Origin of the sequence: Sorangium sp. So ce362, assembly GCF_051519845.1 — a bacterium.
GTDB lineage: Bacteria > Myxococcota_A > Polyangia > Polyangiales > Polyangiaceae > Sorangium.
Genome location: NZ_CP150332.1, coordinates 756,669 through 772,299, shown reverse-complemented (window position 1 = coordinate 772,299; position 15,631 = coordinate 756,669). Strand labels below are relative to the sequence as shown.

Here is a 15,631-nt window from a genome sequence, read left to right as displayed (position 1 = left end):
TCCGCGCGCCCTCGTCGACGCTCGCGTTCGAGCGCGTCTCGAGCGTCGCGCCGCGCTGCTTCACCTGGACGGAGGCGGGCCTCCACGCGTGCGCGAGCGAGTTCCTGGACGACTTCACGATCGGCCGCTCGCTCGACGGCGGCGCGACGTTCGAGCCGCTGCTCCGGCAGGCGTGCATCCGTGGCCCGCTCGGCTGCGCGGCGACCACGGCGGTCGGGGCGCTCTGCCCGACGGACTGGCCGCGCGTCGCGCTGATGACGGGCCACCGCGACTGCACGCCGGACGCCGGCTCCCCCGCGGCCGGCAGCGGAACGAGCGCCGGCGCGACCGGCGCGACCGGCGCGACCGGCGTCGGCGGAGCGACGGCCGCGAGCGGCGGCGGAGGCGCGAGCGCCGGGGGCATGGGCGGAGCGCCCGATGCGCCGGGCGGCGGGGCGCTGCCTGCCGGCGGGGCGCGGTTGGGCGACGGAGGCTGCGGCTGCCACACCGGCAGCGCGGGCGGGGGCTGGGCCGGCGCCCTCGCCGCCGCGTGCATGGCGGCGGCGGCCGCGGCGCGACGGCGCGATGATGGCGTGAGCGCTCAGCGTCGCCTGCCGCCCGTCCCGGTGGCCCGCTCCGGCGGCATCTGCTCGGGCAGGGTGGCCGGTGTCTCGTCCAGCGTGTCCTCGCGCCGCACCTGCCCTTCGGTCCGGACCTCGGCCTCCTCGCGACGGACCGTCGCCCGCGCCTGCGCCTGCTCCTGAACGACCTCCTTGCTGATCCGGAGCTCTTCCTTCACCACAGGCCGCTTCGAGATCTCCACCTGCTCCTCGCGGACGGGGATGCTGATCGACCCCTCTTCGACCGTCGTCCCGGGCGCGACCGGACGCGCTCCGCTCGCGGGGACGCGCTCGACGTGCACGACCTCGCGCGCCACGGGCACGGAGACCTGCTTCTCCTCGGTCACGACCTCCTTCCTGACCTGGACCCGACCGACCTCCTTCACCGTCTTCCCGGCCGTGATCTCCTCCTCCACGAGCGGCACGCGGATCTCACCGCCCGCCGAGATCCCCTCGGCCCCGCGCCCCTGGTCGCGGCCACCGGCGAGCTGGTCGCGGGCGTGGGTCAGGAGGATGTCCCCGTCCCGGATGCCGGCCACCTCGTCGTAACGCACGGCGTACTCCGTCGGGAAGAAGAAGCCCTTCTCGATCTCGAACGTGTCCACGTCGAGCCGCGTCACCTTGCCCAGCTTCTCGCCGTCCGAGCTCCGGACGACCATTCCACGCGTGATCTCCTGTTGCTTCACCATATCTACCCCCAACCCGGAATTCTCCGGCCCGGCATCGTGAGGGGCGCCGGCGGCACGGGCCGCTCGGCCCCCGCTGTGCTGCGCTCTCTCGGCCAACCGATCTCGTGGCGAGCTCTCTCTCGCCTCGTCCCGGGTCGCGGCCCCCTCCGGTGTCCCTCCCCGCCATGCAATCGTCATGCAATCCGAACGTCGGTCCTCCTGACGTCGCCGTGGCTCCGGACACCGACTTTGCCGAAAGCGCGCCGCCGCGCCCGTCTTGCCGAAAGCGCGCCGCCGCGCCCGTCTTGCCGAAAGCGCGCCGCCGCGCCCGTCTTGCCGAAAGCGCGCCGCCGCGCCCGTCTTGCCGAAAGCGCGCCGCCGCGCCCGTCTTGCCGAAAGCGCGCCGCCGCGCCCGTTCGGCCCCGTGCGTCGCGGTTACAGCGGCGCGACGCTCGATCCGCGGCTCCAGCAAACGTGCCTGCGCGGCGGGCCCGGGCGCGCGGCCGGTACGGCGGTGCGCCCTCTGCCCGTCGGGCCGCGCTTCACCGGGAGCTCGACGCGGCTCGGCCCGACGTTCGGTCCCGGGGCTCCGTCGCTCGAAGAGGTGTCAGGGAGCGATGACGACCCGCCGCGCGGCGGTCGCGCGATCGCCGTTCGGGTCCTCCAGGGCGATCTCGACGTCGAGCGCTCGGCCCCGGACGGCATCGACCATGAGGCCTCGATCCACCTGGAAGCGTATGCCGTAGATCTCGCAGAGGTCTCCCGCTGCTCTGTGCAGCGTGACCTGCGCGGTGAAGGGACGCAGCTCGAACTCGAGCTCGCGGAAGTAGCCCCCTACCCTCAGGCGCGAGCCCATCTGCCGGAGGCCGGTCACGCGCAGCGCGAGCCACACGTGGTGACCTCCTTGAGGGCCCGCCTCGATCGGCACCACCTCGCCCTCTTCGAGGGGGGCGAACGCGCTCTCCCCCTGCCCGATCATGATCTCCGGATCGCCCGAGGAGGGCGTCTTGCACGCGTCGCTTGCCGACGCGATCCACATCGGGTCGTGGTCGGCGAGGGCGGACGGGGCGACGAAGGGGTCGACGCACGCCCCCCCCGCGCAGGTCGCGCCGGCCGCGCAGGAGACCGCGGAGCACCCCTCGTCGAGCGAGACGGGCAGGAGCAGCCGCCGCCCGCCGACCGCGCGGGTCACAGCCCTCCGCGTCACGATCGCCGCTGCCTCGCCGTCGCGGAACGCCGCGACGGACAGCTCGACCTCCGCACCGTCGTGCGCCGGCGCGACCGGGAGCTCCGCCGGGAGCGACAGCTCGCCCCCGCCGTACGAGAGGCGCTCGGCGCGCGTGACGACGCCATCCACCTTCGTGGTGCTCTCGATCTCATCGATCTCGAAGCCGATCGCCATATCCGTCGTCAGGCCGACCACCACGAGCGCGTCGGCGTCCTCGCTCCCGCAGCCCGAGGCGCCGAGGGCGAGCAGCGCGAGCACCGCGCGCAGCGGCTGGGAGGTCGGCCGCACGATCACCTGGTACCGGCTCAACTCGACGCGTGCGAGGACCGCTTGCGCCGCCGGGCGAGCCAGCCTGCCGCCGCGGCGAGCGCGGCGAACGGCGCGACAAGGGAGGCCTTGTTCCCCGGGCCGGCGGCGCACATGCCGGCGGACAGATCTCCGCTCACGCCGTCTGGACCGATGGTGACCTCCGCCTCGGCCTTCACGGAGACGCCCTGCGCGAGCAGCGCTTTCACGCACGCCGGGACCTGCGATCCGGAGATGACGTACGTCCCATCGCAGAAGAGCGCGCCGTCCCCGCTGCAGGAAGCATCGCAGTTCGCGCGGAACTCGTGCTCGCAGTCCTCGAAGATCTCGTCCTGGCAGGTGGTCTGGCAGTCCATGTTCGCGCCGGCCGTGCACGAGCCGCCGCAGCACTCGATACAGTGCTGATAGCAGTCTCCATCGACCGTCACGCACTGGGCGTCGCACTCGCTGTCGCAGTTCGCGTCCCACGTCGCGGCGCACTGCGCGACGTCGGCGGCGCCGGAGCACTTGGCGTCCCGCTCGGTGGTGCACTCGACGAAGCAGTTATGGGAGCAGATGACTATGACGCCGTTGGCGCAGTCCGTCGAGCACTGCGTGGTGCAGCCGTCCGTGCAGGTCGCCTCCGCCGAGAGGGAGCACTCCGTCTTGCAGACCGGCACGAGCTTCGTGGCGCACGCCGTCTTGTAGATCCCGAGCTCGCTGCAGCCCGCCGAGCACTCGGCCGTGACGCGCAATTCACAGTTCGACAGCTCGTCGAAGCGAATGTTGCCGCATTCCTCGACGCCGGCGCTCGCGGGGAGAGCGGCCATCAGACATACGATGATACTCGCCAACCCAAGAACGCTGGATATTCGCACGATGAATTCTCCTTCTCGAACGGCCGCAAACACAGGATCCTACACAAGGTAATTACCGCCAGGGAAGCGCTATTTGCGCGGTGCCCGTTCGCGGCGCGCGGGGAGCGTTTCGTTTCGTTCCAGGGTTCCAGGGTTCCAGGGTTCCAGGACGCGCCGAGACAGTCCGAGCGCGCCAGTGAACGCCTGTTGATAGGCTCCACGTGAATGCCGGGCCACAGCATCGCCCGGCGCGCGCTGGCCCCCGCGGCGGATCACCGCCGCGGGGGCCTCGCGAAGACCGCGTGATTCAATCGGCGGGCCAGGGGTTCGGCGGCTCCGCGGGCGTGTAGGGCTGCACGTCCGCTTCCACCGTGATGAGGTTCTCGATGAACAGGTTGACGTAGCGCAGGTCGTCCTCCACGTCCGGGTCCGGGTGCTCCTCGAGCCACGCCTCGACGTTCGGGCGCAGCGCCTCGAGCGTGCGCCGCGCGGTGCGGGGATCGGCGTCGGCGGCGAGCTGGGCGGCGAGCTTGAACCCGGCGTAGAGGTTCAGCATCACGAAGCCCTTCTCGACGGTATCACCGGAGAAATAGCCGCCCTCCGGGGGCGCGTCGGGCGTGCTCGGCGCCTCGATGTCCACCTGCTGCGCGTGGGTCTCGCCCGTCAGCGGGTGCTTCCACGACAGCGCGAGGGAGCCCACGGCGTGGGGATCGTCGACGCCCTGCTGATCGGGCTTCGGCACGAGCTCGAGCACGATGGCGCCGCCGCCGCCGCGCCGGCCGGAGCCGACGGGCTCCGAGGCGCTGGTCCGGCCGGCGAGGAAGAGGCTCGGGATGTGCACGGCCCCGCCGCGCTCACCGCCCTGCCAGCCGTTCGTGCCGTAGGCGCCGCGCACGACGTAGCCGTCGCCCACGGCGACGTCGAGCTCGACGTCGAGCGCCAGGGGCACGAGGAACGTCTTCACCTCCTCCGTGAACACCTCCTCCACGGCCTTCGGGTCCTCGAGGAAGTAGAAGTTGCCGGCGCCGACCTCGCTGATCCCGCGCATCGCGCCGACGTCGAACTCCGCGCCGACGCCGACGGCCGTGACGCCGATCCCCTTCTCCGCGTACCCCCGCGCGAGCGACACGAGCCGCTCCGGAGAGGTGAGCCCGGTGGTGGCCACGCCGTCGGACAGGAAGATCACGCGGTTCTGCCAGGCCGGATCGAGGTGCCGCTCCGCGACCGCGAACGCGGTGAAGAGCCCCTCGTAGAGGTTTGTCGACCCGGCGGCGACGAGGCCCTCGAACGCCTCGGTGAGCGCCTCCCGGTCCGAGCCCTCCGCCTGCTCCAGGACGACCTCGGCGGTGTTCGAGTAACGGACGAGCGAGATCCGGTCGGTCGGCCCGAGCGCGTCGATCATCTCGACGAGCCCCGCCTTCAGGTAGGCGATGGGGTCGCCCAGCATCGAGGCGCTCGTGTCGACCGCGATGACGAGGTGCAGCGGCGGCCGCTCGAGCGCGCCGAGGTCCACGGGCGAGTTCATCCCGATCTGGATGAGCGTGCAGGGCGACCCGCTGATCATGTTGCCCATGATCCCGAGCAGGCCGTGCATGCACACGTCGTCGCCGCAGGCCGCGGCCGGGTAGTCGAGCTTGTGCTCGGCGAAGAAGCCGACGTCGTCGAGCGTGTCCGGCCCGGGGATCTCGCCGTCCTCCAGGATCTGGCGGAACAGGCCGAAGTCCTGCGAGCCGCCCTGGGAGACGCCCACGCTGCCCGGGGGCCCCTCGGGCGAGACGAATTCGCCGGAGCTGCTCTCGTCGGAGCCGCAGCCGATCGCGCCGAGCGCCGCGGCGGCGCCGAGCGCGAGGACATGATGGATTCGAAGCTTCATGGCGTGATCTCCTACGGCGCCGCGGCGGCGGCGATCCAGACCGACTCGAGCAGGCGGGGTTGATCGATGGGAGCGGTGAAGCACTCCGCGTTGCGGACGGGCATGTCCTCGGCGCGCACGACGAGGAGCGTCTCGGCGCCCTCGGCGAGCGCCGCGCTCTCTCCGGCGCGCAGGGACACGACCCCGGAGACGCCGTCGCCGAGGAGCGACACCTCGAGCGGCGCGACAAGGCTGCCGCACGCGTCGTGGAACCCTCTGCAGCCCTTGAGCGGGGTGAGCTCGGCCAGGAAATCGGTGGACGCCTGCCGGCCGACCATCGATCCGCGGGCGAGCACGTTGCCTTGCAGCACGAGCACGGCGTGCGTCTCGCTCTCGATGTGGATGCCGCGCGCGAGCGCCCGCTCGTCCTCCGGGCGCTCCGGATAGTCGCCGCCGTCGATCGCGACCCGGCTCACGTGGAGGAGCTCGCCCTCGCTGAACGGGATCGCCTCCGCGGGAGCGCAGAGGAAGAACATATCGGCGCGATCGCCGCGCTCGAGCGCGAGGGCGTGGCACCCGTCCGGAGACGACGTGATGCCGGTGAGGACCGCCGCCTCGGAGACGGGCAGGGTCCAGTCGAGGCGGCTCCCCTGGGTGGAGACGCCGCACGCGTCCGCCGGCGGCCGGGGCTCGGCGGGCGGCGCGTCGAACACCGCCGGGTGCTCGGCGAGCTCGAGCCTGGCCCCGGCGCGCTGCAGCGCGAGCATCCGATCCGGCAGCGAGTTCTCCGTCGTGGTGACGAGGAGCTGCTCCGGGAACTGCTCCGCCGACCACGCGAGCAGCGTGAGCGGCAGCCCGTCGGCGTCGATCAGGTAGGCGTCGCACCCCGCGTTGCGCAGGGGGAGCGCGCGGCCGGGCGCGATGAGCCAGGTCTCGGCGTTCGCGAACAGATCGCGCGAGAGGGTGCCCGCCGGATCGGCGAGCATGGCGCTGCAGTCGACCCGCGCCGACTCCCGGAGCCGGCGCACGCGGAAGAGCTGCTCGGTCTCGGTCGCATTGCCGATCACGAGCGACGCGATCTCCTGCGGCTGCGGCGGCAAGCAGCCCTCGGCCTCGCCGCACGGAGGCGGCTCGTAGCTCGTGGCCACGCACGAGAGGCTGCCCGCCATGAGCGCCAGCCGGTGCGCGATCGGGCGCTGCGCGGGCTCGGGCCGCCGCGCGGCCTCGCCGAGCACCCGGTACGACACGAGGAGCACCGGCAGCGCGAGGAGGTCGGTCGGGTCGACGGTGATGCGCCACGGGAGCGGCGTGAGCGCCATGAGCCCCTCGACCGCGCGAGCGGCCTCCGGAGCGAGCTTGATGGCGGAGAAGACGGCGCCGGTGGCGACGTGCGCCCCGAGGAAGCCGCGGCGCGAGGAGACCCGGAGCAGCGAGGCGAGGACCGCGGGCGCGACAAGCAGCCCGGCGAAGTCGCTGAGCTTTCCGGTCACCCATCCGGGGAGCAGGCCGGATCCCTTGAGGGCGTGATCGTTGAGGACGAGGAGCGCGAGGGCTCCTAGCCACAGGGGGTGAAGGAGCGATCGATACGAGCGCAGATCTCGATGCATCAGAGCTGTCCTTCCGTGCGATGAGGGGCCAGCACGGTGGCCAAGCAAGCGAGCGAGCGGCTTGCCGAGGACCGCCCCGAAGCAAGGGGCATACCCCGAAAAAATATTCACAAAATCAATAGGTTAGGCGACGACACAGCGGCGCGCCCCCTGACGCCGATGTCACGCGGCCGGTCCGCGCGACGGGTGCGCCGGGGCGCCCGCGTCCCGGGCCCTCGGGCCGGATCGGAGGGCGAGCGTCGTCGGCGTGAGCTTCGGCGATATCCCCCTCGCCGACGGGGGAAAGGGTTTGAGGAAAACAGCGCGGCAGCCGTGGGCCGGGCCCGCCCGCCGCCTCTCTCGGCGCGCGGGCGGCCGTTCCTCCGCGGCCCGCTGGCACCTCCGCCCGCGCCGAGGTCTACTCGTCTCCGGTGCTCCGCTCCTCTTCTTCTTCCGATTCCGCTTCCGGGCCGCTCCTCGGCGCGAGCTTCGTCCGCGAGCTCGAGGTCCTGCGGCGGCGGCTCGAGATCCGCGCCCGCTCCGGGGGCGCCGGCGAGCACCTCGCGCGGCGCCGCGGCGGGTCGGCCGAGTTCGAGGAGCACCGGGCGTACGCGCCCGGCGACGACATGCGGCGCATCGACTGGGCCGCCTACGCGCGCACCGGTGAGCCGGTGCTCAAGCTGTTCCGCGCCGAGGAGGACGTCATCGCCCGGATCGTGTGCGACGCGTCGGCGTCGCTCGACTTCGGGGAGCCCACGAAGCTCGACGCCGCCCGGCGGCTCGCGGCCGCGATCGGCTACATGTCGCTCGCGCGCTCCGAGCGCGCGCAGCTCTTCGTGGCGGGCGACGGCATCGCCCGCGAGCACGCGCCGGTGCGCGGGCGCGCCGGGCTGGCCGCGCTCCTCCGCGCCCTCGACGGCGTGAAGGCGGCCGGCGGGACCCACCTCGCCCGGGCCATCGACGCCGTCGTGCGGCAGAGCGCCCGGCCGGGCCTCCTCTGCGTCGTCTCCGATTTCTTCGATCCCGGCCCCGTCACCGCCGCCCTCGGGCGCGCGGCGCAGGCGGGCCACGACGTCGCGGTCCTCCAGGTCGTCGCCGCCGAGGAGCTCGCGCCGAGCTTCGAGGGGGACCTGACGCTCGAGGACGCCGAGACCGGGGCGCTCGTCGACGTCACCCTGGACGCCGCGGCCCTGGCCGCGTACGCGGCGCGCTTCGCCGGCCTGTGCGAGGCGCTGCGCGGCTGGGCCCGCCGCCACGGGGCGACGTACGTGCGGGCGCGAAGCGACGAGCCGCTCGAGGGCGCCGTCCGCCGCTTCGTCTCGAGGAGCGTCGACTGACGTGGCCGCGCCGCTCGCCCAGGCCTCCGCGGGGGCTCCGCTCGCGCTGCTCTCGCCCGGCGGCCTCTGGCTGCTCGCGCTGCTCGGGCCGCTCGTGCTCCTTTACATCCTCAAGATCAAGCGGAGCCGCCGCCGCGTCCCCTCGACGTGGCTCTGGGCCGCCGCGCAGCGCGACCTCATGGCGCGCGCGCCCTTCAGGAAGCTCATCGCCCAGCTGCCGCTCATCCTGCAGGCGCTCGCCCTCGCGCTCCTCGCGCTCGCCCTCGCCCGCCCCGCCTCGCGCGGGCGCGAGCTCACCGGCGATCACGTGGCGATCATCCTCGACGCGAGCGCCTCGATGTCCGCGGCCGCGCGGGGGCCGTCCGGCGAGCCGACGACGCGCATCGAGCTCGCCAAGCAGGTCGCCAGGGACCTCCTCGCCGGCCTCGCCCCGGGCAGCGACGCGCTGATCCTCGAGGCGGGGCGCGACGCGCGCCTCGTCGCGGCGCTCGATCGCGATCTCGTGCGGCTCAGGGCGGCGATCGATCCGATCGCCGCGCGCGACGTCGAGGGCGACCTCGGCGCCGCGGTCGCCCTCGGGGTGGACCGGCTCCGGCAGCTCGGCGGCGCCCGCCGGGTCGTCGTAATCACCGACGGCAACCTGGCCCGCCCCGGCTCGCTGCGCGGGGTGTCGGTCCCGCTCGAGGTCATCACCGTCGGCGACCCGGTGGACAACGCGGCCATCGTCCGCGTCGACGTGCGCTCCGGGAGCGAGGGCGCGGGCGCGGCCGGCGCGGCCGGCGCGAACGGCGGGCGACCGGAGGGACGCGAGGAGGTGCAGGCCTTCCTCGTTGTCGCGAACTTCGGGGCGCAGCCGCGCGACGTCTACGTGACGATGCGGCAGGACAGCGCCCTGGACGTGCTCAGCTCGCGGCGTGTGCTGGTGAAGCCGGGCGAGCGCCTGCCGGTCGTGCTCACGTTCCGCCCGTCGCCCGGCGACTACCGCAAGGGGCTCGTCTTCGAGCTCTCGCCGCCCGACGCGATGCCGCTCGACGACGTCGCCTACGGCCGCGTGCCGGCCGGCGACAGGCTCCCGGTCTTCCTCGCGTCGGGCGGCGCGGGGCGGGGCGACGAGGGCCGGGGCGGGCAGCCGGCGACGGCCTCGGGCAGCTCCGCGTGGCTCGAGCGGGCGCTCGCGTCGGACCCGATGACCTCGGTCACCTCGGGTGGGCTCGCGGATCTCCTGGGGGCGCCCGGGCTCGATCCCGACACGTTCGTCGTGATCGACGGCGCCTGCCCGCCCGATCCGCCGGGCGGCGATCTGCTGATCGTGAACCCGCCGCCCGGGCGCTGCTTCGGCACGCTCGTCGGGCAGACGCTCGAGCGCCCCGCCCTCACGTCGTGGGACACGGCCGATCCGCGGCTGCGCTTCCTCACGCTGGACGGCGTGCACCTCCGCGCCGCCTCGTCCCTCGCGCCGGACGGGGCGGCGCAGGCGCTGATCCGCGCCCAGGAGGGCACGATCGCGACCGACATCTCCACCTCGTCGCGGACCGGCACGCTGCTCGGCTTCGACGTGGGCGAGAGCGACTGGCCGCTCAAGGCGTCCTTCGTGCTCTTCGTGCGCAACCTGCTCGAGCAGGCGCGGGCCCACCGCGCCCATGGCATCACCGGCCCGGCACGCACCGGCGAGCCGCTGCGGGTGAGCGTCCCCGCGACGGCGCGGGATCTCCAGGCCACCGGCCCTGCCGGCGAGCGGCTCGACGTCGCGCAGCGCGCCGGCGTCGCGGTGATCGCCGAGACGCCGCGCGCCGGCCTCTACCGCCTCGCCTGGCAGGGACCGCAGGCCGGGTCGGTCGTCATACCGGCGAACCTCACGAGCCTCGCCGAGAGCGATCTTGCGCCGAGGCCGCTCGTCACGGAGGGCGGCGGCGAGGTCGCGGTCTCCAGCGCGGCGGGCGAGCCGGACGCCCACATCGAGTGGACCTGGCTCGTCGCCCTCGCGGCGCTCGCCTTCGTGGTCGTCGACGTCTGGTATTTCACGCGCGCGCCGCGGCCGCTGGGTGGTGGCCCGATTTGAACATGAAGGCGGGAAGGCGGGAAGAAAAGATCAATGATCTTCCCGCCTTCCCGCCTTCATGTGAACTCTCTCCGGGCAGATGTGAGCACCACCCACGGGGGGTCCGAGGCGAAAAGGGCGCCTGACCGGGGGGCCACGGGGGGTCCGAGGCGAAAAGGGCACCTGACCGGGGGGCCACGGGGGGTCCGAGGCGAAAAGGGCAGCCGTGGAGCCCTTCAGGGGAACCGTGGAGCGGTTCGGGGCAGCGAAGAGGCGGTTCGGGGCAGCGAAGAGGCGGTTCGGGGCAGCGAGGAGGCGGTTCGGGGCAGCGAGGAGGCGGTTCGGGGCAGCTATGACGCGGTGACCTCGAGCGACGCGGGATTACGAGGTTCATGCGCGACCTGCGCGAGCCTACACCGCCGCGGGCTCCGGGGCCGGGGCTTCCCGACCACTCAGCGGCGCGTCCTCGTCCTCACTGGCAAACCACCTGCTCGGCAGACGACCGGCCCCGGTGCAGCCGGTGCCCCCGGCGGCGCGACGACCACCGGCGGCTCGGCCGGGCCCGCTCTTCCACCCAGGAAAGGCGTGGCGCCATGCCACAGCTCACGGGCGCGCAGGTCTCTTCCCGCGGGAGCCACTCCCCCTCGAGCGACACGCCCCGCACATCCTCCCGGACGCCCCGCGACCAGAGCCACGCGGCAAGCGCCTCGCCGAGCTCGCGCATGCTCGACCAGCGCGAGGCCGGCTCCTTCTGCAGCCCGCGCTCCAGGATCGCCCAGAGATCCGCGTCGAGGCCGCGCGTATCGACCAGGGACGGCACCGCGTCCTGCAGGACCGCGCGCAGGCCGTCCAGCGCGTTCCTCGACGAGAACGGCGGGCGGCCCGAGAGCAGCTCGTACAGCATCGCGCAGAACGACCAGATGTCGGCGCGGCCATCGAGGTCGGGGGCGGCGAGCACCTGCTCCGGCGGCATGTAGTCCGGGGTCCCGAAGACATCGAAGCTCCCCGACGCCTGGCTCTCCTCGCGCTCGAAGACGAGCTTCGCGACGCCGAAATCGACGACCTTCGGCTGCAGCCGGCCGCCGCCGCGGCGCACGAGCATCACGTTGTCCGGCTTGAGATCGCGGTGGACGACGCCCTTCTCGTGCACCGCATGCATCGCGCCCGCCACCGGCAACAGCAGCGCGATCGCCCGCTCCGGCGTCATCCTCCCCTCGCGCGACAGCACGCTCTTCAGCGACTCGCCCTCGATGAGCTCCATCACCAGGTAGGGATCGCCCTTGGCGTCCTCACCGAAGTCGAACATCCGGACGATCTCCGCATGATTCAGCCGGCCGGCGGCGCGCGCCTCGCGGAGGAAGTACTCGGCCAGCTCCGCCGACCGGAGCTCGGGCCGCATCAGCTTGATCGCGACCTCGGATCCGAGCACGACGTGGGTCGCGACCCAGACCGTGCCCATCGCGCCCTCGCCGAGCTTGCGGACCAGCCGGTACTTGCCCGCGACGAGATCCCCCTCCTGGTAGTGCACGCTGCACGGGGGCTCGCCGAACCCCTCGTCGAGGTCCCATGAGCCGTCGTCCGAGCTGCTCCAGGCGTCCGTGATCTCGATGCGCGACATGATCTCTCCTGCCCCCTGCTGCGCGGCCTCGCCGCCCGTACCCGCGCTCAAGCAGACAGCGTGCCATCTTGGACAAACATGGAAATGGGGACAGGATGGCCAAAATGCCGCCTGTTTTCCGCTCCAAACCGACAGGGGCGCCGCACGGCTGCCTCGATGGGGCACTCGGCCACACCCCGCCGAAGCGGCCCCCCCGGAGCGCCGCAAAGATGATTTACTGCCGCTCCACCGCATGCGGATCGAACGGAGGCCTCCCTGATCCCGGCGGCCGCGCTGCGCGCCCTGCCCTACGCCGCCACGCTGGCCGGCGCGCTCCTCTTCGCCGCGCTGCTCCGCCTCGCCCTCCGACGCGGCGCGCTCCGCCGCCCGATCCTGCTCGCCTGGATGATCGCAGGCGCGCTTCCGGCGCTCCACGTGGCCCTGGTCTGGTGCGGGCTGCTCGCGGACGCCCATCTCCGGCTCGCGCGGCCCTGGGGCGCGCTGCTCGCGGCGGGCGCCACGTCGTTCATCGCGCTCCGGTACCTCGGGCTCGCGCTCGCCTCGGCGCGCGCCCGCAGGCAGGGGGCGTGGCGCGCGCGGCTCGGTGACCTCCTCACCCCCTTCGCGGCGTTCGCGGCGGCCATGGCCGTGGCCGGGCCCGAGATTGGCCGGCCGCTCGACCGGCTCACCGTCCTGCTCGCGATCGATCGCAGCCGCTCGATCGACCTCGTGCCGCGCGCCGACCAGCGCGTCGCGCAGGAGCTCTCCGTCGCCGAGCTCGGCATGCGCGAGGACGACCGGATCGCCACCATCGTCTTCGCCGCCAGCGCGGCGACCGAGGATCCGCCGCGCCCGCGCTCGCAGCTCCCCGCCCCGCAGCGGGTCGCGCTCGGCCGCGACGGGACCGACCTCGCCGCGGGCATCCGCCGCGCCCTCGCCGAGGTGCCGCCCGACTCCGCGGCGCGCGTCGTGCTGCTCACCGACGGGGTCGCCACCCGCGGCGACACGATGGCCGCGGCCGCGGCCGCCGTCGCCGCCGGCCTGCCGATCGACGTGCTCCCGCTGGAGCAGCGGCGGGTCCCCGACATCCGCGTGGTCGCCCTCCGCGCGCCCGCGCGGGCCGACGAGGGCGAGGCGCTCGATCTGCGGCTCGTCACGTCGTCGCCGTCCCCGGCCGAGGTCGAGATCCGCCTGCGCCGCGACGGCGAGCTCATCGCCCGCGCCGACGCCTCGATCGCCGCGGGGGAGGACGTGCTGCGCATCCGCGAGAAGGCGCCGGGGCCGGGGCTGCACCGCTACGACGTCGAGATCACCGCGAAGGATCCGAGGCTCGACGAGGCCGCCGAGGACAACGCGGGGAGCGCGTTCCTGCGCGTGCGCGGGGCCGCGGCCGCGCTCGTGCTCGAGGGCGACGCCGGGCAGGGCGCGTTCGTCGCACGGGCGCTCGCGGACGGCGCGTTCCGGGTGGACGAGGGAGACCTGAGCCGCGTCCCGGCCGATCTCGGGACGCTCGCCGGCTACGACGTGGTGGTGCTCAGCGACATCCGCGCGGCGGACCTGTCGCCGGGCCAGATCGACGCGCTCGCGAGCTACGTCCGCGACCTCGGCGGCGGCCTGCTCCTGATGGGCGGCGATCGGAGCATGGGGCCGGGCGGCTACGCGCGGACGCCGCTCGAGGAGGTCTCCCCCGTCTCGTTCGATCTGAAGCAGGAGCGCCGCCGGGCGAGCCTGGCCGAGGTGATCGGCATCGACATCTCCGGCTCGATGGCGGCGACCGCCGGCGCCCACACGAAGCTCGAGCTCGCCAACGAGGCCGCGTCCCGGTCGGCGTCGCTGCTCGGCCCCGGCGACCGGCTCGGCGTCGCGCACGTCGACACGGCGGTGCAGTGGAGCGTGCCGCTCGGGCCGGTCGCGGACAAGGCCGCGATCGACAGGGCGATCCGCGCCGTGGGCCCGGGCGGCGGCGGGATCTTCGTCGACATCACGCTCGAGGCGGCCTACCGCGCGCTCGACCGGGACGGCTCGAACCTGAAGCACGTGCTGCTCTTCGCCGACGGGTCGGACGCGGAGAACATGGGGCCTTGCCGCGCGATGGTGGAGGCGGCGATGCGCCGCGGGATCACGACGAGCGTCGTGGCGCTGGGCCAGGGCGGCGACGTGCCGGAGCTGGAGACGCTGTCGCGCCTCGGCGGCGGCCGCTTCTACCTCGTCGAGGACGCCGGGCGGCTGCCCGCGGTGTTCACGCAGGAGACCATCCTCGCGGCGAGGAGCGCGATCGTGGAGGAGCCGTTCCACGTGGCGCTGGGCGCGCCGTCGTCGATCACGGCCGGCGTGCCGTTCGGCGAGGCGCCGCCGCTCGCGGGCTACGTGGTGACGGTCCCCAAGAGCCGGGCGACGGTGCTGCTGTCCGGGCCGGAGGGGGATCCGGTGCTCGCTGTGTGGTCGGCGGGGCTCGGCCGGGCCGCGGCGTTCACGAGCGATCTCAAGGGCCGCTGGGGGGCGGCGTGGACGCGCTGGCCCGGCGCGGCGCGGATGATCGCGCAGGCGGCGCGCGACGTGACGCGCAAGGCGGAGGATCCGCGCGTGCGCCTCGAGGCCGACGCGTCGGGCGGCGAGCTGTCGGTGCGGGCGAGCGTGATCGGCGACGACGGGCGGGCGCAGTCGTTCCGCCGGCTTGTCGTGCACGTGGCGGGGCCCGACGGCTTCGCGCGCGAGCTCCCGCTCGAGGCGACGGGCGCGGGGGCGTACATGGCGACGCTGCCGCTGTCGCGGCCGGGGACGTACGTGGCGGTGGCCCGGGACGAGCTCACGGGGGAGGCCGTCGGGACCACGGGGGCGGCGATGACGGCCGGCGAGGAGCTGCGCCCGACGGGCAGCGATCTGTCGCTGCTCGGGCGGATCGCGGAGTTCACCGGGGGCAAGCGGCGCGACACGCTCGCGGGGATCTTCGACGACCGGGCGTCGAAGCGCTTCGCGTACCGGGACGCGACGCCGGGGCTGGTCGGCTTCGCCGCGCTCGCGCTGCTGTTCGCGGTGGCGGCGCGGCGGCTCGCGCTGCCGGAGGCGGCGGGGGCGTGGGCCGCGCGGGCGGGAGAGCGGCTGCGGGCGAGGCGGTGGGGAGCCGCGGCGGAGGCGGCCGGCGCGGGGGAGACGGTGGGGGCGCTGCTGTCGGCGCGGGAGCGGGGGCGCGGGCGGCGCGAGGGCACGCAGGCGGGACCCGCGCTGCGGGATGACGGCCGCGGCGGGGGCGAGGGCCGCGGCGGGGGCGAGGGCCGCGGCGGGGGCGGGCCGACGTGGACGGCGCCCCCGCCGAGGCCGGCGCAGACGGGATGGGGGGCGCCGCCCGAGGGGCCCGTGCAGCCGGGGTCGCCGGCGCAGCAGGCAGCCGCGCGGTCGGAGCAGCGCGGAGCGGCCGGAGCGCCGGCGGCGGGGCGAAGCACGCACGGGACAGCGGCCCCCGCAGGCCGCGAGGCGGCGCGCGAGGAGCGGCCGCTCAGCGCGGCGGAGAAGATCCTGGCGCGTCGCCGCGGGCGCCCGTGACATGGCCTGTCGGCCGCTCATCACGGGCTCGGGGACGAAAAAAC

At 74.3% G+C, this 15,631-nt stretch carries 9 protein-coding genes; 3 read left to right on the top strand and 6 right to left on the bottom strand.

Translation table 11 applies throughout. The annotated features are described in order from the left end of the window. Positions 1-580: 580 nt before the first annotated feature. The 5 genes from WMF17_RS03095 to WMF17_RS03075 all read right to left on the bottom strand — a co-directional run bounded on the left by WMF17_RS03095 (position 581) and on the right by WMF17_RS03075 (position 7,096). Positions 581-1,288 (bottom strand): YsnF/AvaK domain-containing protein, encoded by a 708-nt coding sequence (locus WMF17_RS03095; RefSeq protein WP_437648003.1) that lies wholly within the window; start codon positions 1,286-1,288, stop codon positions 581-583. Between the two features lie 586 nt (positions 1,289-1,874). Next, complete coding sequence (locus WMF17_RS03090) at positions 1,875-2,783, bottom strand: hypothetical protein (protein ID WP_437648001.1); 909 nt, start codon at positions 2,781-2,783, stop codon at positions 1,875-1,877. Between the two features lie 17 nt (positions 2,784-2,800). Next, on the bottom strand, positions 2,801-3,610 hold the full coding sequence (locus tag WMF17_RS03085) for a hypothetical protein (RefSeq protein WP_437600481.1): 810 nt from the start codon (positions 3,608-3,610) through the stop codon (positions 2,801-2,803). Between the two features lie 334 nt (positions 3,611-3,944). Beyond that, positions 3,945-5,510, bottom strand: coding sequence for a vWA domain-containing protein (locus WMF17_RS03080; protein WP_437600480.1), 1,566 nt, complete (start codon positions 5,508-5,510; stop codon positions 3,945-3,947). Between the two features lie 11 nt (positions 5,511-5,521). Further along, a complete protein-coding gene (locus WMF17_RS03075) occupies positions 5,522-7,096 on the bottom strand; it encodes a hypothetical protein (RefSeq protein ID WP_437647999.1) in 1,575 nt (524 codons plus the stop codon). Between the two features lie 410 nt (positions 7,097-7,506). On the opposite strand from WMF17_RS03075, the gene WMF17_RS03070 reads away from it, so the two are divergent. Both WMF17_RS03070 and WMF17_RS03065 read left to right on the top strand, forming a co-directional pair. Next, entirely contained in the window at positions 7,507-8,412 is a 906-nt protein-coding gene (locus WMF17_RS03070) for a DUF58 domain-containing protein (protein WP_437647998.1), read from the top strand. A 1-nt stretch (position 8,413) separates the two neighbouring features. Next, a complete protein-coding gene (locus tag WMF17_RS03065) occupies positions 8,414-10,471 on the top strand; it encodes a VWA domain-containing protein (protein ID WP_437647996.1) in 2,058 nt (685 codons plus the stop codon). 451 nt (positions 10,472-10,922) lie between these two features. On the opposite strand, the gene WMF17_RS03060 is transcribed toward WMF17_RS03065, so the two are convergent. Then, a complete protein-coding gene (locus WMF17_RS03060; RefSeq protein WP_437647994.1) occupies positions 10,923-12,119 on the bottom strand; it encodes a serine/threonine-protein kinase in 1,197 nt (398 codons plus the stop codon). Between the two features lie 333 nt (positions 12,120-12,452). Here WMF17_RS03060 and WMF17_RS03055 point away from each other — a divergent pair, with 333 nt between their 5' ends. Next, on the top strand, positions 12,453-15,587 hold the full coding sequence (locus WMF17_RS03055; RefSeq protein ID WP_437647992.1) for a VWA domain-containing protein: 3,135 nt from the start codon (positions 12,453-12,455) through the stop codon (positions 15,585-15,587). Positions 15,588-15,631: the final 44 nt, after the last annotated feature.

Coding starts and splice junctions, on each gene's coding strand:
- WMF17_RS03095 (WP_437648003.1), bottom strand. CDS start 1,288: ATGGTGAAGCAACAGGAGATCACGCGTGGAATGGTCGTCCGGAGCTCG.
- WMF17_RS03085 (WP_437600481.1), bottom strand. CDS start 3,610: ATGGCCGCTCTCCCCGCGAGCGCCGGCGTCGAGGAATGCGGCAACATT.
- WMF17_RS03080 (WP_437600480.1), bottom strand. CDS start 5,510: ATGAAGCTTCGAATCCATCATGTCCTCGCGCTCGGCGCCGCCGCGGCG.
- WMF17_RS03055 (WP_437647992.1), top strand. CDS start 12,453: ATGATCGCAGGCGCGCTTCCGGCGCTCCACGTGGCCCTGGTCTGGTGC.
- WMF17_RS03075 (WP_437647999.1), bottom strand. CDS start 7,096: ATGCATCGAGATCTGCGCTCGTATCGATCGCTCCTTCACCCCCTGTGG.